A 23,961-nucleotide genomic window follows, 5' to 3' on the forward strand; every position below is an offset into this window, starting at 1 on the left:
GACGGGGGAACACTGATGGGGTACAGCAACCCGCCGATCCCGTGGTCCCAGTTCGAACGTGCGCTGTCCGACAAGCGGAGCCCCGGCAGCACGCACGACGGCGACGGCGGGGACAGCCCCGCGTGGTCCCGCAAGCGCGAGCCCTACGCGCCGACTACCCCGCCGGTGGCCGACGACACGAACGTGCCGGTCGTGCCGTACGCCGAGCTGCACGCGCACTCGACGTTCAGCTTCCTCGACGGCGCGAGCGGCCCGGAACAGCTCTTCGAAGAGGCCGCTCGGTTGCACCTGCACGGGCTCGCCCTCACCGACCACGACGGCTTCTACGGTGCCGCGCGCATGGCCGAGGTGGCCGAGGCCTACCCGACCGTCGCCACGGTGTACGGCACCGAGCTGTCCCTCGGGTTGACCGAACCGCAGAACGGCGTACCCGACCCCGAGGGCACGCACCTGCTCCTGCTGGCGGACGGGCAGGACGGGTACCACCGGCTCGCCGGCGCCGTCACCCGGGCGCACCTGGCCGCCGGCGCCGAGAAGGGACGACCCCGGTACGACCTCGACGACCTCGCCGCACGGTCGGACGGGCACTGGCGCGTGCTGACCGGGTGCCGCAAGGGGGCCGTCCGGCAGGCGCTCGAGCGCGGGGGCGAGTCCGCGGCCGAGGACGCCCTGCGCGCCCTGCTCGACCGGTTCGGCACGGCGGGGGTCGTCGTCGAGCTCACCGACCACGGCGACCCGATGGACACCGCGCGGAACGACGCCCTGGCCGCGCTCGCCGCGAAGCACGTGCTGCCCACGGTGGCCACGGGCAACGTGCACTACGCCACCCCGGATCGCTTCCCGGTGGCGACGGCGCTCGCCGCGGTCCGGGCCCGCCGCAGTCTCGACGAGATCGACGGCTGGCTGCCGGCCGCACCGACGGCCCACCTCCGCTCGGGGGCCGAGATGACCCGGCGGTTCGCCCGCTACCCCGGGGCGATCGAGCACAGCGTCGAACTCGCCGACGAGCTCGGGTTCCGGCTGAAGACGGTCAAGCCCGGGTTGCCCGACATCGACGTCCCCGACGGGCACACCACGATGTCCTGGCTGCGGGAGCTCACCTGGCGCGGCGCCCGTCGGTTCTACCCCGGCAGCGCGGACGGTGTCGATCCGCAGAAGCGCGAGCGCATCGAGCGCGAGCTCTCGGTGATCGAGGACAAGGACTTCCCCGGCTACTTCCTCATCGTGCGGGACATGGTGCAGTACGCCCGTGAGCGCGGCATCCTCTGCCAGGGCCGCGGCTCGGCGGCGAACTCGGCGGTCTGCTACCTGCTCGAGATCACCGCGGTCGACTCGATCCGCTACGGGCTGCCGTTCGAGCGTTTCCTGTCGGCCATGCGCGACGAGGAACCCGACATCGACGTCGACTTCGACTCCGACCGGCGTGAAGAGGTCATCCAGTACGTCTACGAGAAGTACGGCCGGTTCAACGCCGCACAGGTCGCGAACGTCATCACCTACCGGCCGAAGGGCGCCGTGCGGGACATGGCGAAGGCGCTCGGCCACAGCCCCGGGCAGCAGGACGCCTGGTCGAAGCAGGTCGAACGCTGGGGCTCGGTGACCGAGAGCCAAGACCACGACATCCCGGACACCGTGGTCGACATGGCGCAGCAGGTGCTCGGGTTCCCCCGGCACCTCGGCATCCACTCCGGCGGCATGGTCCTCACCGACCGGCCCGTGGGCGAGGTCGTGCCGATCGAGCACGCCCGCATGGACGGTCGGACGGTGCTGCAGTGGGACAAGGACGACTGCGCCTACATGGGGCTCGTGAAGTTCGACATGCTCGGGCTCGGCATGCTCGCCGCGCTGCAGTACTCGTTCGACCTCGCCGACGAGCACTGCGGGGAGCGGTGGGACATGCACTCCATCCCGAAGGAGGAACAGGGCGTCTACGACCAGCTGTGCCGCGCGGACACCATCGGGGTGTTCCAGGTGGAGTCCCGAGCGCAGATGGGGACGCTGCCCCGACTGCTGCCGCGGCGCTTCTACGACCTCGTGATCGAGGTCGCCCTGGTGCGCCCCGGGCCGATCCAGGGCGGCGCGGTCCACCCGTACATCCGGCGGCGCACGGGCGAAGAACCGATCACGTACATCCACCCGTCGCTCGAACCCGTGCTCGAGCGGACCCTCGGCGTCCCGCTCTTCCAGGAACAACTGATGCAGATGGCGATCGCGGTGGGCGGGTGCTCGGGGGACGACGCCGACCTGCTCCGGCGTGCGATGGGGTCGAAGCGCGGGCACGAGAAGATCGACCGGCTCCGCGAGAAGCTCTACGCCGGGATGGCCGCGAACGACATCCACGGCGAGGACGCCGACGCCATCTACGCCAAGATCCAGGCGTTCGCGAACTTCGGCTTCGCGGAGAGCCACTCCATCAGCTTCGCGCTCATCGTCTACGCGAGCGCGTGGATGCGGCTGCACTACCCCGGCGCCTTCCTCGCCGCGCTGCTCCGTGCGCAGCCGATGGGGTTCTACTCACCCCAGACCCTGGTGGCCGACGCCCGACGGCACGGGGTCACCGTCCTGCGACCGGACATCCTGCGCTCCGGCGTGGACGCCACGTTGGAGCCGCTGCACAACGACGCCGCCGACGACGACGACGCCGACGGTGGTCCAGGAGGCGCGGCGCACGTCCACGCGACGGGTCACGACGACTGCCTGGCCGAGGAACAACCCCCGGTGCTGCCGTTCGACAAGGCCACGCCCGACGACACGGCGCGGCACCGGCGGGACGGCGCCTTCGCGGTCCGTCTCGGATTGGCCGAGGTCTCCTCGCTCGGCCGGAAGAGCGCCGAGAAGATCGTCGCCGAGCGGGATGCCCACGGTCCCTTCACCGACATGTCCGACCTCGCTCGCCGTGTCGGCCTGACCACGGCGCAGCTCGAGGCGCTCGCCGCCGCCGACGCCTTCGCGTCGATCGGGGTCGACCGGCGCGGTGGGATGTGGTCGGCAGCACAGGCCGCGGCCGAGCGTCCCGACCAGCTGCCCGACACCCAGGTGACGGTGCAGCCGCCGCTGTTCGGGCAGATGACCAGCGGTGACGTCCTCATCGCGGACATGTGGTCGACGGGGATGACGACGGACGACCATCCCGTGCGGCACGTCCGTGACGGCCTCGTGGCCCGCGGGGTGCTCAGCGTCCAGGACACCGCGACGGCCGAGACCGGACGGCGGGTCGAGGTCGGGGGGATCGTGACGCACCGGCAGCGTCCGGCGACGGCGTCCGGCATCACGTTCATGAACGTCGAGGACGAGACCGGGCTGGTGAACGTGATCTGCAGCGTCGGGGTGTGGGGGCGGTACCGACGGGTCGCGCGCGAGGCGCCGGCCGTGATCGTGCGGGGGATCCTCGAGCGGTCGCCGGACGGGGTCGTGAACCTGGTGGCCGACCGGATCGAACACCTGTCCCTGTCGGTCCGCACCCGGTCGAGGGACTTCCAGTGACCGTCCGGCTACTGCACCTCGGGGATGCGGATCGTGACCTCGAGCCCGCCGGACCGCACATTGCGGAGCGATGCCGTCCCGCCCGCACGCTCCGCCACGGCCCGCACGATCGCGAGCCCGAGTCCGGAACCACCCGGCAGGGGAATCGTGCCGGTCGCGGGGTCGGGGTTCGGGCGGGACTTCCGGGCCTCGTCGGGGCGGGTGAACCGGTCGAAGGCGACGGGGATGAACGACTCCGGCACACCGGGGCCGTCGTCCGTGATCTGCAGGATCCCCTCGCCGCCGGCACTGCGCCACGAGACGAAGACGCCGCCGCCGCGGGGGAGCGCCGAGACCGCGTTGCCGGCGATGTTCGTGACGAGCTGCGCCATGCCACCGGTGTCGAGCCGGTACCGCGGTTCCACGGTGCCGCCGCCGATGCCCGGGCCGGAACCCCCGACGGCGACCGGGGACTCCAGGTCGAAGTCGACGGTGATGTCCTTGGCGGACGCGATGAGCCGGACGCGGTCGACGGCACTCATGACCTCGTCGCCGAGGTCCGACCAGCCCGTGGGCTGCTGCTCGGCGCCGTCCTGTTCGCGGCGCTCGGACTCCTCGATGCGGGACAGCGCGAGCAGGTCGTTCGCCAGGCGGGACAGCCGCGCGACACTGAGCTTCGCCCGCTCGATGTGGGCGGCGAGGGCGGCCGCGTCGTCCCCGTCGAGGGACGCCAGGTCGAGCTGGGTCGTCAGGATCGCGAGGGGTGTGCGGAGTTCGTGGCTCGCGTCCGAGACCATCTGGCGCTCGCGTTCGGTGGCCTGGCGTGTGCGGGCGAGGAAGGCGTTGAGGGTCGTCGCCAGCGAGGCGAGTTCGTCCTGGGCCGGACCGACCGGCAGCTCGGCGCGCTCGGGGGCGACGGAGAGACGCTCGGCTTCGCGGCGCATCCGGTTCACCGGGCGCAGGGCGGCGGTCGCGAGCACCCACGAGGCGACGCCGAACGCGACCAGGATCGCGAGCCCGGTGAGCGACAGCGTCGAGGTCAAGTCGTCGACGACGATCGCCTCGGCCTGCGAGTTGCGGGCCGCCACGACCGTCCACCGACCCGCCTGGTTGACGGGGTGCTCGACGACGACGCGGTACTCCGAGCCGGCGACCCGGATGAGGGACGTCCCGGCCTTCGTCTCGGTGAGGCTGCCGAGCGCGCGCTCGACGCGGGGCGGCATGGTCGACAGGGCGATGTCACCGGACGGCGAGACCACGGCCACGAGCTGCGCGTTGCCCGGCGGGGACAGGTCGGGATCGCTGTCGACCTCGAGCGTGGCCACGTACGGGTCGGCGTCCGCGTCGAGCAGGGTGCGCGTGGCACTCGCGACGACGCTGACCACCTGGAACCGCATGACGAGCACGAGCAGCACGATGACCACCGCCGCGATCGCCGTGGACCCGATGGTGATCCGAGCGCGGAGCGACAGGTTCCGCAGCGGACGGATCAGGCCACGCCCGGAACCGGTCACGCCCCGAGCAGATCGAGCCGGTAGCCGCGGCCGCGCACGGTGGAGATCGCGACCGTCGCCTCGTGCGAGGTCAGCTTCTTGCGGAGGTACGAGATGTACTGCTCGACGACGTTCGGGTCGACGTGCTGCGAGCCGTCCCAGACCTCTTCGAGGATCTTCGGGCGGTCGACCACGGTGCCCACCGACCGTGCGAGCAGCCGGAGGAGCGCGAACTCGGTGGGGCTCACGGCGACCCGCTGGCCCTTGATCAGGATGCGACGGGCCTCGGAGTCGATCGCGACGTCGCCCACCTCGATGGTGCGCGGGGCGCCGGCGGACTCGCGACGGCCGAGGGCGCGGAGGCGAGCGGTGAGCTCGGCGAAGGCGAACGGCTTCGTGAGGTAGTCGTCGGCGCCGGCGTCGAGGCCGAACACCCGGTCGTCCACGGCGTCCCGCGCGGTCACGAGGAGGATCCGGACCGGGTCCTCGCGCTCGCGGATGCGGCGGGCGAGCTCGAAGCCGGACATGCCGGGCATCATGACGTCCACGACGGCCAGGTCGAACGCCTGGTCGCCGAGCGCGATCAGCGCCTCGACCCCGTTCTCGACCGCGGTGACGCGGTACCCCTCTGCCGCGAGCCCACGTTCCATGAGCGCGCGCATCTCGTCATCGTCCTCGACCACCAACAGGCGCATAGCGACCTCCTCTACCCCATCGTGGCATCGAACCTGTACATGCGGGAGATCCCACGGCTGAACTCGCTGAATCTCGTCACAGTCACGGCGGCCGGACAGGTAGAACGGTCTGTCCCCCGTTCGTGGGACGTGAGGACTGCTTGCTTCGTTGCTATGCTCGCGCACCGGAAGCGGCGTACCCGACGTCACATCCGCAGTGGGGGCACCATGAACGACATGCCGGAACACCCGGCCCTCGTCCGTCTGCGTGCCGAGCTCGACGCCGCTTGGAAGGGCATCGGCGTGCTCGGCGACATGGAGGACGACAGCCGCGACCGTGTGGTCGCCGAGCTCCGGGCGGCGGTCCCGGACATCGCGAGCGTCGCCGCTCGTGCCGCGGGGGCCGATGCCGTCGTGGCCGAGATCAGCAGGTTCGCGAGCGTCGAGGTCGTCTCGAGCGACTCGACCGTGCCGACGGCGACGATCTGGGACGACATCGTGCACTCGGCGGCCGAGGCAGCGTCCGCCGCACGCTGACGCGCCACGAGCGCGCACGCGCCCGCCCACGTTCCGCGTCAGTCGTCCTCGCCGAGCAGCTCCTCGCGCACGCGCCGGATGTCCTCGAGCAGCGCCCCGATCAGGATCCAGTGCCGCGAATTCGGCCGGATCACCTCGAGCGGCGCCGTGAGTGCCGGCTCCGCGACGTCCTCGTCGTGCTGCGGCGACGTCGGCACCGACCACCGGGGCCGAGGGGACGCGGCGGTCGACACGGGCACCTCCTTCGCGGCGACCCGGGCACTGAGTGCCCGGACGTCGGCTGCGATCCGTGCGACCTCGGTGGCGATGCTCCCGACGACGGGGTCGGCCCGGAGGTCGGGCGCCGTGTTGTCCTGGATCGCCCGGGTCATGCCGGTGACCCGGGTGACGAGGACACGCAGGTGTTCGGCCACGACGATGTCCTCGTCGAGGACGGTCCGGTGCCGGCCGCCGCGCGGGTTCATCGTGAGGGATTCCCGGGCCGCGGTGAGCGACGCCTCGGCGCGGGCGTGCTGCTGCCGGAGCGCCCGGGCCTGCAGGAGCGCCTCGTGCCAGCGGTCCTGGTCCCACCCCTCGGTGAGCCCGATCGCCACCCGCTCGAACGCGGCGGCGGTGTCCCGGGCGAGCCGTGCGACCGCGAGGTGCGCCGGACCGAGCAGCACCGGCGGCACGATGAGCGCGTTCACGATCAGGGCGACGATCGCCCCGAGGACGGTCTCGAGGATCCGGTCGGCCGAGTAGTTCGGCGTGACGACGCCCGCGGTCAGCACGAGCATGCCGCTGATGCCGACCTGCGTCGCCGAGGTCGGGGTGAGCCGCAGTGCCCACGCGATGAGGATCGCGAGCACGATGACGAGGAGGACGACCCACACGGCGTCGCCGAGCAGCAGGTGGAACCCGGTGGCGAGCACGACGCCGAGGACGACCCCGGCACTGCGCTCGAGTCCCTTCACGAACGACTGGTTGATGCTCGGCTGCACCACGAGGAGCGCGGCGATCGCGGCGAAGGTCGGGAACGGGCCGTCGATGAGCACCCGGCACAGCAGCACGGCGGCGACCACCGCGACCGCGGTCTTGACGACCTGCAGGAACGGCGTGCGACTGGAGCTGCGGAGACGCGCGACCGGGTTCACGACGACCACGGTAGCCACGGTGCGCGCGCCGAGCCGTGCACGAACGCGACGAATCCCGCCCCGTCCGGTTGACTGGTCTCGTGTGGCCCAACCATGAGCGCGTCATCCCGCAGGCCTTCGCCGGCTCCGGGACCTCCGTGGTGGCCGCACGCGCGCACTCGGTCGAACCCTCGGGCAACGGCTACCTGTACGGCTACGAGGTCGACACCGTGGACCGCAACGGCCAGCGCGCCACGGTCCTGACCTACGTCGACACCGGCGGGACCCACGACCAGAACAGCGCGATCGTCACCGACCCCGCGACGGGCGAGCCGGTCTCGGTGTGGGCGTACCCGAACGACCCCGGGCTGCCGGTGCTGCCCCAGGTGACGTACCGCGACGCCGTCGCCGAGCTCCTCACGACTCTCGGCATGCCGGTCACCGACCCGACCCTCACGGTCGCGGCGTACCGACCGGGCAAGCGTGCGGTGGTGCGGGTCGACGCCGCCGAGGGGACCCTCTTCCTCAAGGTCGTGCGTCCGCACCGGGTGGCCCCGATCGAGAAGTCGCACGAGCAGTTCGTCGCCGCCGGACTGCCGGTGCCGCGGGTGCTGTCGAGCCGTGGGGACGGTCTGCTCGTCCTCGAACGCATCCGCGGGGTCCCCGCCGGCAGTCGCATCCTCGAGATCGCGGACGACCCGCGCTTCGTGGCCTCCCTCGCCGCGCTCACCGGGCGGATCGCGACGGTCCCGATGACGCAGCAGGCCCGCGCCGACGCGATGGACCACGCCGACTGGCACCGCCGCACCCTCGTCGCCGCGCTGCCGCAGGACGCCGAGGAGATCGACGCGCTCTACGACGCCATCGGACGACGCTCGATCGGCTGGGCGACGGCCACGAAGCAGGTCGTGCACGGCGACCTGCACCTCGAGCAGGTCTTCGTCGACGAGGACGAGCCGTGGCGCATCTCCGGCCTGCTCGACATCGACACGGCGGGCTGGGGCTACCCGGTGCGCGACATCGGTGCCGTGGTGGCGCACCTCGTCGTCACGGGGCTGTGGCACCGGTCGCGCGGCGACGCGGAGCGCGGGGCGGCCGCCGAACGCCTCGCCGACGCCGTCGCGCGCGACTGGATCGCGCGCAACCCCGACCAGTCGGACCGGATCGGCCCGGCGATCGGCGCGCAACTGCTCGCGCACGCCGGCGGCCAGGCCACGACCGGTTCCGCGAACGGCATCCACACGGCGGAGCAGCTGCTGGCGGCGACGCAGGCGGCCCTCGCGGAGGCGACGCCGATCGTCCCGTCCGACGGCCTCCTCCGCCCGCGCTCCGCACCACAGGCCTGACGCGACCACCTGCGCGACGCCGGTCGCGGGACGCGTCCGCACCGCGCCTCCTGGACCCGACAGCAGGCGGATCCCAGGAGGCGCGACTCGCGCGGGCGTCGTCGAGTCGCCTCCGTCGGTGGTCGGGGAGTAAACTGAGCGCGCACGCACCGCGTTCCCGCGTGCCGCGTCGATTCCGGACGCAGCAGTCGGTCACTTGACCGACGTGGGAACCGGGTCCGTGACCGCTCCGAGGGGGCATCACGTGCGTGTGACGGCGCCGGATCCCGGCGCGGACCGTCGCATCCGGCCCCACCCGGTGGCCGCGATGGGAACGGTCCGCGGGACTCCACGTCCCCCGGACGGGGACCGGCGAAGCGGTGGGCCACGGTGGCCCCCGGAACACCGGAGCCGTGCCAGGCGCCGGTTCAGGACTTCCGCCCCGCGGGGCGGCTCGCCCGCACGAACGGGCGGAACAGGAGGAGCGTTGGCTCGATCAGGCACCCGGCGAGCAGCCGGCGGGACGCGGACCGCGTCGCGTCGCACCAGGCCGCTCGACAACGACGGCGTCATCCCCGTGCTCGCCCGCGCCGTGCGCGAGGTCGAGGCGGCGGCGCAGCGTGGACCGCTCAAGGCGTCGAACCGTTCGAAGTTCCAGGCGGTCGCCCTGCTCATGCGCGAGGAACGCGCACGGGTCAAGGCGGACACCGAACTCACCGACTCGCAGCGCGCCGAGCAGCTCAAGCGGCTCGACGGCGTCGCGACGATCCTCGCGAAGACCGCGGCGCGGGACACCAGCGTGATCCAACTCCTCACGGAAGAGGCGTCGGTCAGCGAGACGACCCGCACCGTGAAGCGCGACATGATGATCGCGGGCGGCATGGAACTGCAGCCCGAGGAACTCGTCATCGCGGCGGAGCCCTCGCCGACGGTGGAGAGCCCGGTGCGTGCCGTCGTGCCGCAGGCGGTCGTGCAGCGCCAGCTCGCGAACCCGTTCCTGCCGCCAGACTTCGCGCTCGCCGACCAGCCCGTCGCGCACCCGCGTCGCCTGGCGAACTGGGAGCTGTTCGGCCCGCTGTTCAAGTCGTTCGAGTACGGCGCGGGCGGGGGAGCGGCGACGATGCCGCTGCCGGAGCCCACGACGCTGCACTCGCGGTCGGGCACCACGCTCATGAAGCACCAGGCGGAGCTCATCGCCGCCGCGGCGCAGGGCCACCGCACGTTCCTGCTCGCCGACGAGCCCGGCCTGGGCAAGACCGCGCAGTCGCTCCTCGCCGCCGAGGCCGCGAACGCCTTCCCGCTGCTGGTCGTCGTGCCGAACGTCGTCAAGACGAACTGGAAGCGCGAGGCCGCCCGCTGGGTCCCGAACCGCACCGCCACGGTCATCCACGGCGACGGGGACGACCTCGACGGGTTCGCCGACATCGTCATCGTGAACTACGAGATCCTCGACCGGCACGCCGGCTGGCTCGGGAACTTCGGGTTCAAGGGCATGGTCGTCGACGAGGCGCACTTCATCAAGAACAAGGACTCGCAGCGCTCGAAGTTCGTGCTGCAGCTCGCCGAGGCGATCCGGTCGCGCACCGCGTCGCCGCTGCTGATGGCCCTCACCGGTACGCCGCTGATCAACTCGGTCGAGGACTTCCGCACCATCTGGGAGTACCTCGGCTGGATCGACGACAAGAAGCCGCGCGCCAAGCTCATGAACGAGCTCGAGGAGATCGGCCTGACGCCGGCCGACCCCGGGTTCTTCGTCGAGGCCCGCAAGGCCGTCATCGACCAGGGCATCGTCCGCCGCCGCAAGGTCGACGTCGCCGCGGACATCCCGGCACGTCGGATCGCCGACATCCCCGTCGAACTCGACGACGAGGTCGGCCGCTCGATCCGCGACGCCGAGCGCGAGCTCACCGCGAAGCTCGTCAAGCGGTACCACCAGGCGCTCGACGCCCGCACCGGGCAGGACCCGGTCGTCGGCATCGACCACAAGCTCGTCCGCCAGGTCGCGCGCTGGGAGCTCGAGGACCAGGACGCCTCGCCGACCGGGGAGAACGTGTTCTCGATGGTGCGGCGCATCGGTCGGGCCAAGGCACAGCTCGCGGCGGACTACGCGGCGCAGCTCGCCTCGAACGTCGGCAAGGTCGTGTTCTTCGCGAAGCACCTCGACGTCATGGACCAGGCGGAAGAGGTGTTCGCACGTCGACACCTCCGCACCGCGACGGTCCGGGGCGACCAGACGCCGGCGCAGCGCACGGCCGAGATCGACTCGTTCGTGAACGACCCCGACGTCGCCGTGATCGTCTGCTCGCTCACCGCGGCGGGCGTCGGCCTGAACCTGCAGGTGTCGTCGAACGTCGTGCTCGCCGAGCTGTCGTGGACGAGCGCCGAGCAGACCCAGGCGATCGACCGCGTGCACCGCATCGGGCAGGAGGAGCCCGTCACGGCGTGGCGCATCATCGCCGCCCAGACGATCGACACCAAGATCGCCGAGCTCATCGACTCGAAGGCGTCCCTGGCCGCCCGCGCGCTCGACGGCTCGGACGAGGAGATCGTCGACTCCGGCGACATCCAGCTCGACGCGATGGCGGCGCTGCTGACCGAGGCGCTGGAGCGCGGCTAGCGCCGGCGCCGTCCGGCGCGTGCGGCGCGCCCGGCGCGCCCGGCTACGAACCACGAAACCGACATCGAACCGGGGCTTCGGCCTGGTTCGATGTCGGTTTCGTGGTTCGACGTGGGCGCCCGCGGCGTCAGATGCGCGACTGGACCTCGGCGAGCGAGGGGTTCGTCGCCGTGCTGCCGTCGGGGAACACCAGCGTCGGCACGGTCTGGTTGCCGCCGTTGACCTCGGCGACGAGTTCGGCCGTGCCGGGCGTCTGCTCGATGTCGACCTCGCGGTAGGCGACCCCGGCCTTGGACATCTGGTTCTTCAGGCGCGCGCAGTAGCCGCACCAGCTGGTCGTGAACATCGTGACGGCGCCGGCCTCCGGCACGAACGCGTCGCGGGTGATCGTCTCGCTCATGCGCTCAGGCTAACCCCGCCGGTTCGGGGAACACGGGGAAGCCCTGGTAGACAGGACCGCGTGAGCGACACGCACCTCGAGATCGAGCGAACCTACGACCTGCCCGAGGGCGGTGCCCTGCCGGACCTCGTCGGCATCGGCGGCATCATCCGCACCGAGCACCAGGAGCCGTTCGACCTCGACGCGACGTACTGGGACACCGAGCGGTACGACCTCGTGGCCGCCCGCGTGACGGTGCGCCGCCGGACCGGTGGCCCCGACGCCGGCTGGCACATCAAGCGCGCCTCGTCCGACACCGTCCGGCACGAGCAGCACTTCCCGCTCACCGACGACGCCGACACCGTCCCCGACGAGGTCCTCGCCGCACTCTTCACCGAGCGCCGTGGCCGGGGCCTCCACCCGGTGGTCCGGATCACGACGACCCGCACGGTGACGCGGCTGCTCGACGAGGACGGCGACCAGATCGCCGAGCTGGCCGACGACCAGGTCCGCGCGACGCGGCTCGACGACGACGCCCCCGAGACCCCGCGCACCTGGCGCGAGGTCGAGGTCGAGATCGTCGGCGGCGTCGACCCGCAGGTCGCCCACGAGCTCTTCGCGTCGCTCGACGGGCGCTTCGCCGCCGTCGGCGCCGGCCCCGCCGCCGTCTCGTCCAAGCTGGCACGTGGGCTGGCAGGAGCACCGGCACCGCGCCTCCAGGCCGAGGACAAGCCGGACAAGGGAACGACCGCACGCGTGCTGGTGAAGCGGCTGCGGAAGCTCCGCGCCGCGCTCCTCGCCCAGGAGGCGCGGCTCCGCTCCGGCGACGCCACCGACCTCCGGCAGGCGGCCGAGACCGCCCTCGAGATCGCCGCGATCCTCGGCGCGTACCGTCCGGCGTTCGCCGCCGGCGACGCCGTCGACCGCGCTGCCGCGGGGGCGGACGGACTCGCCGCCGTCACCGCGCGCGCTGCGTTGGCGGAGTACCTCATCGACCGGCTGCCGCGCGCGTCGACCCCGGCGCAGGACGAGCTCGTCGACGCGATGACGCGCGAGCGGATCCTGGCGGCCACCCGCGAACGTCGCGACCAGTCGGTCCGGGACGTCGTGGCGTTCCTGCACGGCGAGCCGTTCCTCGAGCTCCTCGACGCCCTCGACGACGCGGTCGAGCGACCCGCACCGACCGCGTGGGCCCTCCGGTCGCCGAAGAAGGTCGCGCAGGACGTCGTCGCCCAGGTGAAGCCGGAGGTCCGCGAACTCGTGCGCGCCGCGGTCGCCGACGACACCTCGGACACCGCCGCTGCGCGTGAGGCCGCCGACCGCGCCACGACCGAGGCCGCCTGGCAGGCGACGATGCGCGCGCGCCTGACGATGGACGTGCTCGGCGACGACGCCTTCCCGCACGCACTGTGGAAGCGGATCGGGACGGCGGCCGACGTCCTCACCGAGCGGGTGCGCTCCCTGCACGCGCTCGACACGCTGCGCACGAACGCGGCGATCGCCGAGCGCGGCGGCGAGGGCACGTTCGGGTACGGGGTTCTCGCGGGCGACCGGGTGCGCCTCGCCGAGGAGTCCTACGACGAGGCGGTGCACGCGCTCAACCGCGTGTGACGCGGCGCGCGCTCGCTTGGTGAGCAGAAATGGTCGGGTGCCGATGGGCAACCCGACCATTCCTGCTCACGAAGTCGTCACGCGGCGGGCGCTTCGTCCGCCAGCCCCAGGACGTCGAGGAGCCAGGCGAGCTCGAACGCCCGCTCCTTCCACGAGGCGTACCGGCCGCTGACCCCGCCGTGCCCCGCTGCCATCTCGGTCTTGAGCAGCACCGGAGCGCCGACCTCCCGCAGCTTCGCGGTCCACTTCGCGGGCTCGACGTACAGCACACGGGTGTCGTTGATGGACGTCACGGCGAGGATCTTCGGGTACTGCACGTCGTCGCGGACGTTCTCGTACGGCGAGTACTCGCTCATGTACCGGTAGACCTCGGGGTCGTGCAGCGGGTCGCCCCACTCGTCCCACTCGATGACCGTCAACGGCAGGTCGGGGTCGAGGATGCTCGTCAACGCGTCGACGAAGGGCACCGCCGCGAGGATCCCGGCGAACCGTTCCGGGGCGAGGTTCGCCACAGCGCCCATGAGGAGCCCGCCCGCACTGCCGCCCTCGGCGACGAGCCGGTCGGCGGTGGTGCGTCCGGTGTCGATCAGGTGCGTGGCGACCGCGACGAAGTCGGAGAAGGTGTTCTTCTTCGTGAGGGTCTTGCCGTTCTCGTACCAGTGCCGACCCATCTCGCCGCCACCGCGCACGTGGGCGACGGCGAACACGACGCCGCGGTCGAGCATCGACAGGCGCATGACGCTGAACCCGGGGTCGATCGAGTGCTCGTACGAGCCGTAGCCGTAGAGGTGCAGCGGTGCCGGACGGTCGGTGTCGACCGCGTCACGGCGCCACACGAGGGAGATCGGCACGCGGGTACCGTCGTCGGCGGTGGCCCAGTCGCGCTCCTGGACGTAGTCGGCCGGGTCGTAGCCGCCGAGCACGGGCTGACGCTTCAGGACCGCGACCTCGCCGGTCGCGAGGTCGAGGTCGCTCACCTCGGACGGGGTGACGAACGACGTGAACCCGATCCGGAGCGTCGGCTGGTCCCACTCCGGGTTGCCACCGAGCCCGGCCGAGAACAGTGCCTCGTCGAAGGGGACCTCGTGCGCGTCGCCGTAGCCGTCGCCCTCGATCGGGATGATCGCGACGCGGGGGAGCGCCTCGGACCGGTACTCGAGCGCGAGGTGTCCGGCGAAGGCGTCCACCGCCTCGATCCGACGCTCGGCGTGGTGCGCGACGACGACCCGCCGGTCGCGCTCCGACGTGGGGTCGTCCGCGGGGACGTCGACGAGCTCGAAGTTCTCGGCGCCGTCGTTGTGCAGGACGAGGAACCGGTCGCTGCCGCCCACGATCGCGTGCTCGATCTCGTACTCGACGCCCTCGCGCCGGGGCCACACGACCTGGAACTCGCCGGTGGGGTCGGCCGCGTCGAGGACGAGCGCCTCGGAGGTGATCTTCGACCCGAGCTCGATCACGATGTACTGCGACGACCGGGTGACCCCGACGCCGACCCAGTAGCGGTCGTCCGGCTCCTCGAACACGACGACGTCGTCGGCCGCCGGGCTGCCCACGGTGTGCCGCCAGATGCGGTCGGGCCGCCAGGAGTCGTCGACGGTCGGGTAGAACACGAAGCGCCCGGACGGGTCGAACGTCGCCCCGGACCCGGTGTTCGGGATCTCGTCGCCGAGGTCGGTGCCGGTCGTGAGGTCCCGCACGTGCAGGGTGTACCGCTCGTCGCCCTCGACGTCGATGCCGTAGACGAGCCGTGTGCCGTCGTCGCTGATGTCGTAGGAACCCAGCGAGAAGAAGTCGTGCCCGTCCGCGAGCGCGTTGCCGTCGAGGACGACCTGCTCGCCGGGGAGCGTCGCTTCGCCCTCGGTCACCGCCGGCGGGGTCCAGTCCCCCGGCCCGCTGATCGGCGCACGGCAGTGCACGCCGTACTGGCTGCCCTCGGCCGTGCGCGTCAAGTACCACCAGTCGCCCATGCGGACGGGGACCGAGAGGTCGGTCTCCTGCACGCGGTTCTTCACCTCGGCGAAGATCCGGTCGCGCAGTCCGTCGAGGTGCGCCGTCGCCTGCTCGGTGTGGCGGTTCTCAGCTTCGAGGTAGGCCAGGGTGTCCGGCGACTCCTTGTCGCGCAGCCACTCGTAGTCGTCGACGAAGTCGATGCCGTGGTGGGTCCGCGTCACGGGCCGCTTGGCGGCGGTGGGCGGGGTGGCCTGGGCGTGCTCGGTGCTCACCACCCCACCCTATTCGCCCGGTGTGTGACGGCGTCGTGGACGCGGTCGGTGAAGGCCGTCACCTCGTCGGCGACGGCCACCGCGAGCCACGCTCGGCGACGGCGCCGCTCGGTCACCGGCCGCAGCACCCCGGCCCGGCAGAGGTCGTCGGTCACGGTGTCGATCGAGCGGGCGTCGTCGCCGAGCAGCTGCTCGAGGTGGTCCTCGGTGACGACGGGATCGTCGAGGAGGGTCCGGGCGACGGCGTCGTGCGCCCGGGTCGGCCACCACCGCGACCCGCGGGGGACGGCGGCCTCGTCGAGGAGCAGCGCCGTGACCGTGGCTTCGTCGCACACCGTGCCGATCGCGATCGCGAGGTCACGGACCCACTCGTCGACGACACCTCGACGGTACCGGTCGAGGTGCCAGAAGTACCGGTCCCGCTCGGCGACCAGGGCGGTCGCGACCGGCACCGTGACGATCCGAGCGAGGCCACGACGCCGGAGCACGGCGGCGACGAGCGCGCGGCCGATCCGCCCGTTGCCGTCGGTGAACGGGTGGATCGACTCGAACTGCGCGTGCGCGATGGCCGCCTGCGCGATCGGGTGCAGGTCGTCGCGGTGGAGGAACGCGAACAGGTCGTCCATCAGCTCGGGCACGAGCGCTGCCGGCGGCGGGACGTGACGCGCGAGCCGGGGCGTGGCGCCGCCTCCGATCCAGTTCTGCACGTCCCGCCAGCGTCCGGCGTACCGGCCGTCGACCGGGTCGTCGCGCAGGAGCCGGTGGTGGGCCGCGAGCAGCGCCCGTTCCGTGATCGTGCCGGACGCCGCGGAGGACACGAGCGTCTCGATCGCCCCGCCGGCCCGGACCATCGCCGTCGCGCTGCGGTTCGCCCGGACGCCGACCACGGCACGCGCGAGGTCGTCGAGCGTGGCGTGCTCGTCCTCGATGCGGGAGGTCGCGACGGCCTCGGTCCGGTCGAGCACGCGACCGAGCACGGCGAGCCGGTCGCCGTGGTGCTCGTCGAGGTGCACGAGCGCGGTGGCGGCGCGGTCGAGCAGCGCTGCGGTGTCGGCGTCCGGGGACCAGGGGAGCCGGGCGATGCGCGGCGGGACCGACGCCACCACCGACGTCGTCTCGCGGTCCTGCCGCGGGCCGCGCACGCTGCTGCGCCAGGGGAGCGTGACGGTGGTGTGGGACGGCCAGGGGTGCTCGGTGCGGGGCATCGGTTCCTCCACGGTGGACGACGGGACGAGACGGGACGAGACGAGACGGGACGAGACGAGACGGGACGACGGGACGACCGGCCGACGGCTCGACGCTAGAGCGGCCCCGGCCACCGCCGCGAGGAATCTGCATGTCGTGTGCACGGCCGCGGTGTCCGCCCCCGTCGGTACCGTGGTGGCATGAGCAACTCCTTCGTCGTGACGAACGCACACGTGGTCCCCGTCACCGCCCCCGAGTTCGACGGCGGCGCCGTCGTGGTCGAGGACGGTCGCATCACCGCGATCGGCCCGGACGTCTCGCCCCCGGCCGGGCTGCCGGTCGTCGACGCCGCGGGTGCGTGGCTCGTCCCGGGCTTCGTCGAGTCGCACGGGCACGTCGGCATCCACGAGGAGGCGAACGGCGAGGCGGGCAACGACACGAACGAGATGACCGGCCCGAACATGGCCGGGGTTCGCGCGATCGACGCGATCGACATCGACGACGAGGGCTTCCGCGACGCCCTCGCGGGCGGCATCACCTCGATCGTCGTCAAGCCCGGGTCCGGCAACCCGATCGGCGGCCAGACCGTCGCGATCAAGACCTGGGGCGGCCGCACGATCGACGAGCAGCTCATCTCCGACACGGTGAGCATCAAGAGCGCGCTGGGCGAGAACCCGAAGCGCGTGTACGGCGGCAAGGGACAGACCCCGTCCACCCGTCTCGGCGTCGCGAAGATCATCCGCGACGCCTTCGTCGAGGCCCAGAACTACCGCGCCGCCCGCGACGCCGCCGCCGCGAAGGGCGACCCGTTCGCCCGCGACCTCACGAAGGAGGCACTCGTCCGCGTCCTCGACGGCGAGCTCGCGTGGGACCAGCACACGCACCGCCACGACGACATCGCCACCGCGATCCGGCTGGCCGAGGAGTTCGGGTACCGCCTGGTCGTGAACCACGGCACCGAGGCGCACAAGATCGCGCACGTCCTCGCCGAGAAGGACATCCCCGTCATCTACGGCCCGCTCTTCACGAGCCGCTCGAAGGTCGAGCTCCGCGACCGCGGGATCCCGAACCTCGCGGCGATCGCGGCGGCCGGGGTCCGCGTGGCGATCACGACCGACGCCCCGGTCGTCCCGATCGGCATGCTCGTGGACCAGGCCACCGCGGCGGTGAAGGAGGGGTTGCCCCGCCAGACCGCGCTCGAGGCGCTCACGACGAACCCCGCCGACTTCCTCGGGTTCGGGGACCGCGTCGGCCGCCTCGCCGAGGGCTACGACGCCGACCTCGTCCTGTGGGACGGCGACCCGCTCGACGCGACCAGCCGCGCGACGCGCGTCTGGATCGAGGGCGAGTCCGTCTTCGAGTGGGCCGACGGCACGGGCGTCACCACGCCGCGCTGGTAGCGACCAGGTTCCGGACGGGAGGCACGGTGCGGGCCCGCACCGCGCCTCCAGTCCGCCGCCCGCAGGCGGGTCTCAGACCTCGCGCGCCAGCAGGAAGTCGTTGATCCGCGTCGTGAGTTCCGCGTCGATCGCCCGCGCGACACCGTTCACCGACCGGATCGGGGCCGCCTGGCGCACGCTCGAGACGAGCCAGGCCGCGTCCGCCGCGTGGAAGTCGTCCAGCGTGAGGAGCTCGTAGGCGGTCTCGATGCCCGCTTCCTCGGCGAAGCGGAACACGTCGGCCTGCGTCGTCCCGGCGAGGATCCCGATGTCGGTGCGCGGCGTCACGAGCCGCCCGCCGACGGAGAGGACGAGGTTCGCGCGCGTGCCCTCGAGCACGTAGCCGTCCGTCGAGACGAACACGGCGTCGTCCGCTCCGCGTCGGCCGGCCTCGCGGAGCGCTGCCATGTTCACCGCGTACGACAGCGTCTTCGCGCCCTGCAGCAGCCACGGGGACGTCCGCTCGACGTCGTGCCGGTAGCCGCGGTCGAGCGTGACGACGGAGATGCCCTCGGTGCGTGCGGCGGTCGAGTCGCCGGACGGTGCCGCGTAGACCCACCCCGTCGGGCGGTCCGTTCCCTCGACGCCGCGGGTGAGGACGGTCTTGACGAAGGCCTCGCGGACCGGGTCGAGCCGGGCGCACACCGCCTCGATCGCCCGGCGCCAGGCGTCGGTGTCGGGTGCGGGCAGGTCGAGCATCGCGGCCGAGCGGCCGAAGCGCGCCAGGTGTGCCTCGAGCGCCTGCGGGTGCCCGTCGATCACGGTGACGGTCTCGAAGACCCCGTCGCCGCGGATCATGCCGAGGTCCTGCACCTGGACGTGCTCCTCGAGGGGCTTCGCCCACGTGAACGCGTCCGCCGCGGGGTCGTGCGGCGCGCGATCGCGGGAGGGCTGGTTCAGGACGGCGAGCACGGTTTCGGTCATGGGGCCATCCAACCGCAGCCCGGCCGGGAACGACCTAGCCGGCTTCGGGGAGCGCGCCCATGAGCTTCCACACTGCCGGCGTCAGCTCGGGGTGCTGCAGCGCGATGCGGCGGAGCCGGTGGTACTCCTCGCCGAGGCGGGTGCCCTGCCCGGAGGCGGGGTGCATCGACCACTGCGCGCTCCGCTGCCCGATCGCGGCGTCCAGCTCGACGGAGTCGGCGCGGAGGATGAGCACGACCTGCTCGTCCACGGTGGGGAGCGTCGGCATGAACTCCCACGGGTCCTCGCCCTGGCGGCTGCGGTGCTCGACGATCATCGAGATCTCCTCGGCTGCCTCGGCGCGCAGCACTTCGAGGCTGCGCCCGGTCCTGCCCGGCTCAGCCATGGTGCCCCCGCAGCGTGCCCGCCATGGAAAAAGCCTACGCCAGAACTTCGGCCAGACTGGACGCGTGACCCCACGCGACCCGAGCAAGTCCCAGCACCCAGCCGTGGTCGTCGTCTACCTCGTGCGCGACGGCGAGCAGGGCCCCGAGGTGCTCCTCGGTGAGAAGCGACGCGGCCTCGGGACCGGCCGGCTCGTCGGACCCGGCGGCAAGCGGGAACCGGGGGAGTCCGCCGTCGAGACGGCGGTGCGCGAGGTCGCGGAAGAGGTCGGCCTGCGGATCGACGCGGCGGACCTGGAGGCGCGGGGCACGTTGGACTACCGGTTCCCGTACCGCCCGTCCTGGTCCCAGGTCTCGGACGTCTTCGTCTGCCGCCGCTGGCAGGGCAGCCCGTCGGGCAGCGACGAACTCGAACCCCGCTGGATCCCGGTCGACGCCGTGCCGTTCGACGCGATGTGGGACGACGCGAAGTACTGGCTGCCGGGCGTGCTCGGCGGGGGATCGGTGCGGGCGCGGTTCACGTTCGCCGAGGACGATGCCACGGTGTCGGGCTACACCGGCACCGGGGTGGCAGCGCCGTCGGGACCCTGACCCGTCGCCGTCCCAGCGCGTCGTCCTACCGGGTGGGGGTCTGCGTGCGGGTGCTGCCGGTGCGGGCTTCCTCGGCCGCGGCGATGACCTCGGCGTCACCGCTCCGTCCGCCGAGCGGGCGCACGAAGAAGTCGATGATGCCGAACACGATCGCGCCGATCATCGCGAACATCGCCCAGCCGACGAACAGCCCGGCGACGTTGCGGCCGTCGGCGGGGGCGAGCAGCACACTCGCCGCGTAGAACCCGACCGTCAGCACGAGGAACACGACGACGACGGTGACGAGGACGCGGTGCCAGGCGATGCGCGGGTTCATGCCCCCAGGATACGCGCCCTGCGCGGGCGATCCGGGCGTCGGTCGTGTCGATGCGCGTGCACCGTGCGACACTGCGCGCGTCGATCGACTGGCACAGTGTCGAAGTGTGCACGTGCATCGGATGCGTGTGCACCGTTCGACATCGTGCCCGTCGATCGACGCGTGCGATGTCGGAACATGCACACGCACGGGCGCCGCACACGCACGGGCGCCGCGCGCGCGGGGCTGCGCGCGCAGCCCGGGGCTCAGCGGTCCGCGTGCCGACCGTGCGGGCGCTCGCCGGCGCCGTCGGCGGCGCGACCCGTGGCGTCGGCGCGACCCGGTGCCCTGGACCCGTCGGCCCGTGGGACGGGACGGGTGCGGGGGCCGGTCGCCGCGCCTCCTGGACGCTGCACCGGACCGGTGCGGTCCCCACGGACGACGGGGATGCGACCCGTGGGCGTGGTCTCGGTCTCGAGGCCGTCGCGACCGCCCATGAAGACGTCGCCACCGACGCGTTCGTCCTCCCAGTCGTCGTCGTGGAGGACGCTCAGCGTGCCGGTCTCGGTGGAGGTGAGCCCGTGGCGCTCGAGCTCGGCGTCGCGCTGCTTGCCGAGGAACTCGCGGTTCGCGGTCTGGGCGTCCTGGAACATCGTCGTGCGGCCGGTGACGATGGCACGGATGCGTCGGCGCTCCCACCACTTCTTGCCGAAGTACATGAGGACGAGTCCGGCGCCGGCGTAGCAGGCCATCGTGATGAGGCCGCGCGAGTACGACGGGCCGACGCCGTAGATCTGGTGCTTGATCATGTCGACCATGCTCGAGCCGACGACGACGTTGTTGAGCCACGCGAACGGCTCCGGCATGAACCACTTCGGGTAGGCGCCGCCGGACGACGGCATCGACAGGAAGACGAAGCAGATCATGGCCGGCGCGGCGATGAACCGGCCGACGAAGTAGCTCAGCCCGTTGACGGCGAGGCCGATCGCGACGATCCAGCCCCAGGCGATGAGGACGAGCTCGATCCAGTGTCCGTGGATGGCGCCGACCACCGGCCCGGCGAGGGTGTTCGTGATGAGCGAGATGACCAGGCCACCGACGACGATGACGGCCATGCGGGTGCGGTGTCGGAGCGGGCCGCCCATGATGCCGATGAACATCGCGACCATGTAGCCGCCGATGCACCAGGCGAGCATGACGTACATGGCGACGGTGCCGTACTCGTCCCAGGCGGGCAGCGGAGCCAGTTCGGTCACGGTGGGGGCGGCGACCCCGATGCCGGTCAGGACGGTGGTCAGCGTCACGGGGACGAGCGAGGCGACCTGGAACTGGTGCGCGGTGGCCTTGAAGACCTCGTTCGTCGAGGGGTCGTACGCCACGGCCATGGTGCCGGCGAGCACGTCGCGCTTGGCCTGCGCGAGGGAGTCGTAGGTGTGGAAGAGGTACTCGCCCGGCAGCGCCTTCTGCATCGCGGCCACCAGGGTCGGGTCGCTGCCGACGAGGGCCACGGGGACGTCGTGCGGGTGCGGGGCGTGGAACGCGAAGACGTAGCACAGGCAGAAGCCGACGATGAAGAACAGCGGCATCCAGAGCTGCAGGCCGATCAACTGGAGCGACGGGTGCAGCGTCCCGAACCAGCGCCGGTAGCCGCTGATGCGCTGCGGTTCCGGGACGGGTGCCTGCCGGACGCGACCGGAACCACCGGAGCCGGTTCGGGTCGGCCGGGTGCCGGCGACCGGGGCACCGCGTCGGGGCTTCGAACCACCGCGGGTGGACGGACGTGTCGTGCGCTGCTTGGGAGCGGATGACTGCCGCGGCCCCCCGTCACGATCCGGGAGGTCGTTGTTCCTGGGGACGTCGTTCCGCGGCGTGCTCACTCGGCGATGCGCTCCTGTTCTGGGTCGGGCCGCCAGGATACGCCCGGGATCCTGGTCGCGGTCAGGACCGGCTGCGCGACGCCTGCGCCGAGTCCATCGCGAGTTCCTCGGCGTCGAGGGTCACGAGCACGCGGCGCATGACCTCCTCGTCGAGGTTGCCCTTCTCGCGTTCCTCGAGCACGATCTCGCGGCGACGGTCGAGCAGTTCCCGCCGGATGTCCTGGATCTGGGCACCCCGCAGGCGGACCGGGGCGTTGCGCTCCTCGTCCTCCTCTTCCTCGGCGTCGCGGCGGAACGTCTCCGCCTGGCGCTCGAGCCGGGCCTTGAGCCGGTTCACCACGGCGTCGACGGCCTCGTCGCCGTACTGCTTCGACCAGTCCGGACGTCGCTTCTCGAGCAGCTCGATCGCGGCCTCGGTCGTGCGCTGGTTGAGGCGCATCTCGCTGCGGACGTCCTCCTCGCCCTCGGCCGGGTCCTGCACCTTGAGCGACCGGATCACGAACGGCAGGGTGAGTCCCTGGAGCAGGAGGGTCCCCACCGTCACGATGAACGCGATGATGAAGATGGTGTCCTGGGCCTTGATGTCGACCGGGTTCGCCACGACCGACACGGCGGCGGCGAGGGTCACCACGCCCCGCATGCCCGTCCACGAGATGACGGTGAGCTCGCGCCAGTTGAGCTTCGGTTCCGCCGAGCCGCGCATCCACCGCAGGGACGGGTGGCCGCGGGAGAGCCGGATGCGCAGGGGGCGGAACCACCTGCCGTTGAAGCGGTTGCGCACGTAGGACTCGAACACGAAGAGCGGCCGCACGAGGATCACCACCACGAGCACCACGGCCGCGGCGGTCAGGGTCTGCCCGAGGCTGCGCTCGCTCTCGACGAGGTCCTGCACGACGGTGTTGAGCTGGAGGCCGATGAGGGCGAAGACGAACCCCTCGAGGATGACGTCGATGCTCGTCCAGAGCGGGCGCTCCTGCAGCCGGGTCGCGTAGCCCTCCTTCGGCGAGTTGTAGCCGATGTAGAGGCCGGCGGTCACCACCGCGATCACCCCGGAGCCGGAGAGGTCCTCGGCGAGGATGTACGCGACGAACGGCAGCAGGATGCTCATGATCGTCTCGACCACCGGGTCGTTGATCCGCATCCGGATCCAGTGCACCGCGACGCCGAGGACGATGCCGACCGCCAGTCCGACGCCGATCGCGAGGCCGAAGATCCCGAGGTCCTGCCAGATCGTGAGCGAGGTGCCCGCCGCGATCAGGGTGAACACGCGCACGAGCGTCAGGGACGCGGCGTCGTTGATGAGGCTCTCGCCGGACAGCACCGTCATCACGCGGCGGGGGAGCCCGAGCTTCCGGCCGATCGCGGCGGCCGACACCGCGTCCGGCGGGGCGACGATCGCGCCGAGCAGGATCGCCGCGGGCCAGTCCATGTCGGGGATGATGATGTACGCCGCGAGGCCGACGGCCAGTGCCGTGATGATCACGAGGAAGATGCCGAGTCGACGGATCTGCTTGATCGACTGCCGGAAGCTCTGCCACGACACGTCGAGCGCCGCCGAGTAGAGCAGCGGCGGCAGGATGATCGTCAGGATGACCTCGGAGTCGATCTCGATCGGCGGGAGGCCCGGCAGGAACGACGCGGCCAGGGCGACGGCCGTCACGAGCAGCGGCGCCGGCAGTCCCTTGGCCCGAGCGAACCCCGTCACCGCGAGCGATCCGACCAACAGGATGAGGAGCTCGACGGTGTCCATGCCGTCCATTCTCCCATCGGAATGGTTCCGGATCTGAACGAGTCCGAAGGTGACATGAACAGCAGGTGTCCGACAGGGTTTGCCA

Annotated in this window: 18 protein-coding genes; 7 read left to right on the forward strand and 11 right to left on the reverse strand. The window is 72.0% G+C overall.

What is annotated here, in order from left to right:
* Nucleotides 1–15 precede the first annotated feature (15 nt).
* Nucleotides 16–3,483: an error-prone DNA polymerase gene (locus WFH25_RS12025; protein ID WP_336697839.1), complete on the forward strand. Its 3,468-nt coding sequence runs from the start codon at nt 16–18 to the stop codon at nt 3,481–3,483.
* A gap of 8 nt (nt 3,484–3,491) precedes the next feature.
* Here the strand turns inward: WFH25_RS12025 and WFH25_RS12030 are convergent, their stop codons facing one another.
* Both WFH25_RS12030 and WFH25_RS12035 read right to left on the reverse strand, forming a co-directional pair.
* Entirely contained in the window at nt 3,492–4,976 is a 1,485-nt protein-coding gene (locus WFH25_RS12030) for a sensor histidine kinase (protein WP_083294996.1), read from the reverse strand.
* Nucleotides 4,973–5,650, reverse strand: a complete 678-nt coding sequence (locus WFH25_RS12035) for a response regulator transcription factor (protein ID WP_070416542.1) — start codon at nt 5,648–5,650, stop codon at nt 4,973–4,975. The genes WFH25_RS12030 and WFH25_RS12035 overlap by 4 nt, the downstream gene beginning before the upstream one ends.
* A 216-nt stretch (nt 5,651–5,866) precedes the next feature.
* Between WFH25_RS12035 and WFH25_RS12040 the strand changes: the two genes are divergently transcribed.
* The gene (locus WFH25_RS12040) at nt 5,867–6,166 is read left to right on the forward strand and encodes a hypothetical protein (protein WP_139199160.1); all 300 of its coding nucleotides are present in this window, start codon (nt 5,867–5,869) and stop codon (nt 6,164–6,166) included.
* 38 nt (nt 6,167–6,204) lie between these two features.
* On the opposite strand, the gene WFH25_RS12045 is transcribed toward WFH25_RS12040, so the two are convergent.
* Nucleotides 6,205–7,299: an FUSC family protein gene (locus tag WFH25_RS12045; protein ID WP_336697840.1), complete on the reverse strand. Its 1,095-nt coding sequence runs from the start codon at nt 7,297–7,299 to the stop codon at nt 6,205–6,207.
* 80 nt (nt 7,300–7,379) lie between these two features.
* On the opposite strand from WFH25_RS12045, the gene WFH25_RS12050 reads away from it, so the two are divergent.
* Both WFH25_RS12050 and WFH25_RS12055 read left to right on the forward strand, forming a co-directional pair.
* Complete coding sequence (locus tag WFH25_RS12050; protein ID WP_071295406.1) at nt 7,380–8,624, forward strand: aminoglycoside phosphotransferase family protein; 1,245 nt, start codon at nt 7,380–7,382, stop codon at nt 8,622–8,624.
* A 466-nt stretch (nt 8,625–9,090) separates the two neighbouring features.
* A complete protein-coding gene (locus WFH25_RS12055; protein ID WP_070416539.1) occupies nt 9,091–11,220 on the forward strand; it encodes a DEAD/DEAH box helicase in 2,130 nt (709 codons plus the stop codon).
* A 127-nt stretch (nt 11,221–11,347) separates the two neighbouring features.
* Here the strand turns inward: WFH25_RS12055 and WFH25_RS12060 are convergent, their stop codons facing one another.
* Nucleotides 11,348–11,620, reverse strand: coding sequence for a mycoredoxin (locus WFH25_RS12060; protein WP_336697841.1), 273 nt, complete (start codon nt 11,618–11,620; stop codon nt 11,348–11,350).
* Between the two features lie 60 nt (nt 11,621–11,680).
* Between WFH25_RS12060 and WFH25_RS12065 the strand changes: the two genes are divergently transcribed.
* Nucleotides 11,681–13,210, forward strand: a complete 1,530-nt coding sequence (locus WFH25_RS12065) for a CYTH domain-containing protein (RefSeq protein ID WP_071301692.1) — start codon at nt 11,681–11,683, stop codon at nt 13,208–13,210.
* 77 nt (nt 13,211–13,287) lie between these two features.
* Here WFH25_RS12065 and WFH25_RS12070 read toward each other — a convergent pair whose 3' ends face one another.
* Nucleotides 13,288–15,432, reverse strand: coding sequence for a S9 family peptidase (locus WFH25_RS12070; protein WP_336697842.1), 2,145 nt, complete (start codon nt 15,430–15,432; stop codon nt 13,288–13,290).
* Nucleotides 15,429–16,637 (reverse strand): Fic family protein, encoded by a 1,209-nt coding sequence (locus WFH25_RS12075; RefSeq protein ID WP_336697843.1) that lies wholly within the window; start codon nt 16,635–16,637, stop codon nt 15,429–15,431. Before WFH25_RS12075 ends, WFH25_RS12070 begins: the two co-directional genes overlap by 4 nt.
* A gap of 180 nt (nt 16,638–16,817) precedes the next feature.
* Between WFH25_RS12075 and WFH25_RS12080 the strand changes: the two genes are divergently transcribed.
* On the forward strand, nt 16,818–18,017 hold the full coding sequence (locus WFH25_RS12080) for an amidohydrolase (protein WP_336697844.1): 1,200 nt from the start codon (nt 16,818–16,820) through the stop codon (nt 18,015–18,017).
* Nucleotides 18,018–18,089: 72 nt separating this feature from the next.
* Here WFH25_RS12080 and WFH25_RS12085 read toward each other — a convergent pair whose 3' ends face one another.
* Together WFH25_RS12085 and WFH25_RS12090 are read right to left on the reverse strand one after the other, a co-directional pair.
* Nucleotides 18,090–18,980 carry an aminodeoxychorismate lyase gene (locus WFH25_RS12085; RefSeq protein WP_336697845.1) on the reverse strand — a complete coding sequence of 297 codons (891 nt, stop codon included), beginning with the start codon at nt 18,978–18,980 and terminating at the stop codon, nt 18,090–18,092.
* 34 nt (nt 18,981–19,014) lie between these two features.
* Nucleotides 19,015–19,365, reverse strand: coding sequence for a tryptophan synthase subunit alpha (locus tag WFH25_RS12090; RefSeq protein WP_336697846.1), 351 nt, complete (start codon nt 19,363–19,365; stop codon nt 19,015–19,017).
* Between the two features lie 64 nt (nt 19,366–19,429).
* Between WFH25_RS12090 and WFH25_RS12095 the strand changes: the two genes are divergently transcribed.
* The gene (locus WFH25_RS12095) at nt 19,430–19,954 is read left to right on the forward strand and encodes an 8-oxo-dGTP diphosphatase (protein WP_175475779.1); all 525 of its coding nucleotides are present in this window, start codon (nt 19,430–19,432) and stop codon (nt 19,952–19,954) included.
* 25 nt (nt 19,955–19,979) lie between these two features.
* On the opposite strand, the gene WFH25_RS12100 is transcribed toward WFH25_RS12095, so the two are convergent.
* The 3 genes from WFH25_RS12100 to WFH25_RS12110 form a co-directional block, all read right to left on the reverse strand.
* Nucleotides 19,980–20,270: a hypothetical protein gene (locus tag WFH25_RS12100; RefSeq protein WP_071295411.1), complete on the reverse strand. Its 291-nt coding sequence runs from the start codon at nt 20,268–20,270 to the stop codon at nt 19,980–19,982.
* A 245-nt stretch (nt 20,271–20,515) separates the two neighbouring features.
* Nucleotides 20,516–22,126 (reverse strand): ABC transporter permease, encoded by a 1,611-nt coding sequence (locus WFH25_RS12105; RefSeq protein ID WP_336697847.1) that lies wholly within the window; start codon nt 22,124–22,126, stop codon nt 20,516–20,518.
* A 61-nt stretch (nt 22,127–22,187) separates the two neighbouring features.
* On the reverse strand, nt 22,188–23,876 hold the full coding sequence (locus WFH25_RS12110) for a cation:proton antiporter (RefSeq protein WP_071295413.1): 1,689 nt from the start codon (nt 23,874–23,876) through the stop codon (nt 22,188–22,190).
* Nucleotides 23,877–23,961: the final 85 nt, after the last annotated feature.

Origin of the sequence: Curtobacterium sp. USHLN213, assembly GCF_037144815.1 — a bacterium.
Taxonomy (GTDB): Bacteria; Actinomycetota; Actinomycetes; order Actinomycetales; family Microbacteriaceae; genus Curtobacterium.

What these genes read in the sequence shown, in the direction of transcription:
- WFH25_RS12025 (WP_336697839.1), top strand. Translation starts at nt 16, where the DNA reads ATGGGGTACAGCAACCCGCCGATCCCGTGGTCCCAGTTCGAACGTGCG.
- WFH25_RS12035 (WP_070416542.1), bottom strand. Translation starts at nt 5,650, where the DNA reads ATGCGCCTGTTGGTGGTCGAGGACGATGACGAGATGCGCGCGCTCATG.
- WFH25_RS12040 (WP_139199160.1), top strand. Translation starts at nt 5,867, where the DNA reads ATGCCGGAACACCCGGCCCTCGTCCGTCTGCGTGCCGAGCTCGACGCC.
- WFH25_RS12060 (WP_336697841.1), bottom strand. Translation starts at nt 11,620, where the DNA reads ATGAGCGAGACGATCACCCGCGACGCGTTCGTGCCGGAGGCCGGCGCC.
- WFH25_RS12075 (WP_336697843.1), bottom strand. Translation starts at nt 16,637, where the DNA reads ATGCCCCGCACCGAGCACCCCTGGCCGTCCCACACCACCGTCACGCTC.
- WFH25_RS12080 (WP_336697844.1), top strand. Translation starts at nt 16,818, where the DNA reads ATGAGCAACTCCTTCGTCGTGACGAACGCACACGTGGTCCCCGTCACC.
- WFH25_RS12085 (WP_336697845.1), bottom strand. Translation starts at nt 18,980, where the DNA reads ATGACCGAAACCGTGCTCGCCGTCCTGAACCAGCCCTCCCGCGATCGC.
- WFH25_RS12090 (WP_336697846.1), bottom strand. Translation starts at nt 19,365, where the DNA reads ATGGCTGAGCCGGGCAGGACCGGGCGCAGCCTCGAAGTGCTGCGCGCC.
- WFH25_RS12100 (WP_071295411.1), bottom strand. Translation starts at nt 20,270, where the DNA reads ATGAACCCGCGCATCGCCTGGCACCGCGTCCTCGTCACCGTCGTCGTC.
- WFH25_RS12110 (WP_071295413.1), bottom strand. Translation starts at nt 23,876, where the DNA reads ATGGACACCGTCGAGCTCCTCATCCTGTTGGTCGGATCGCTCGCGGTG.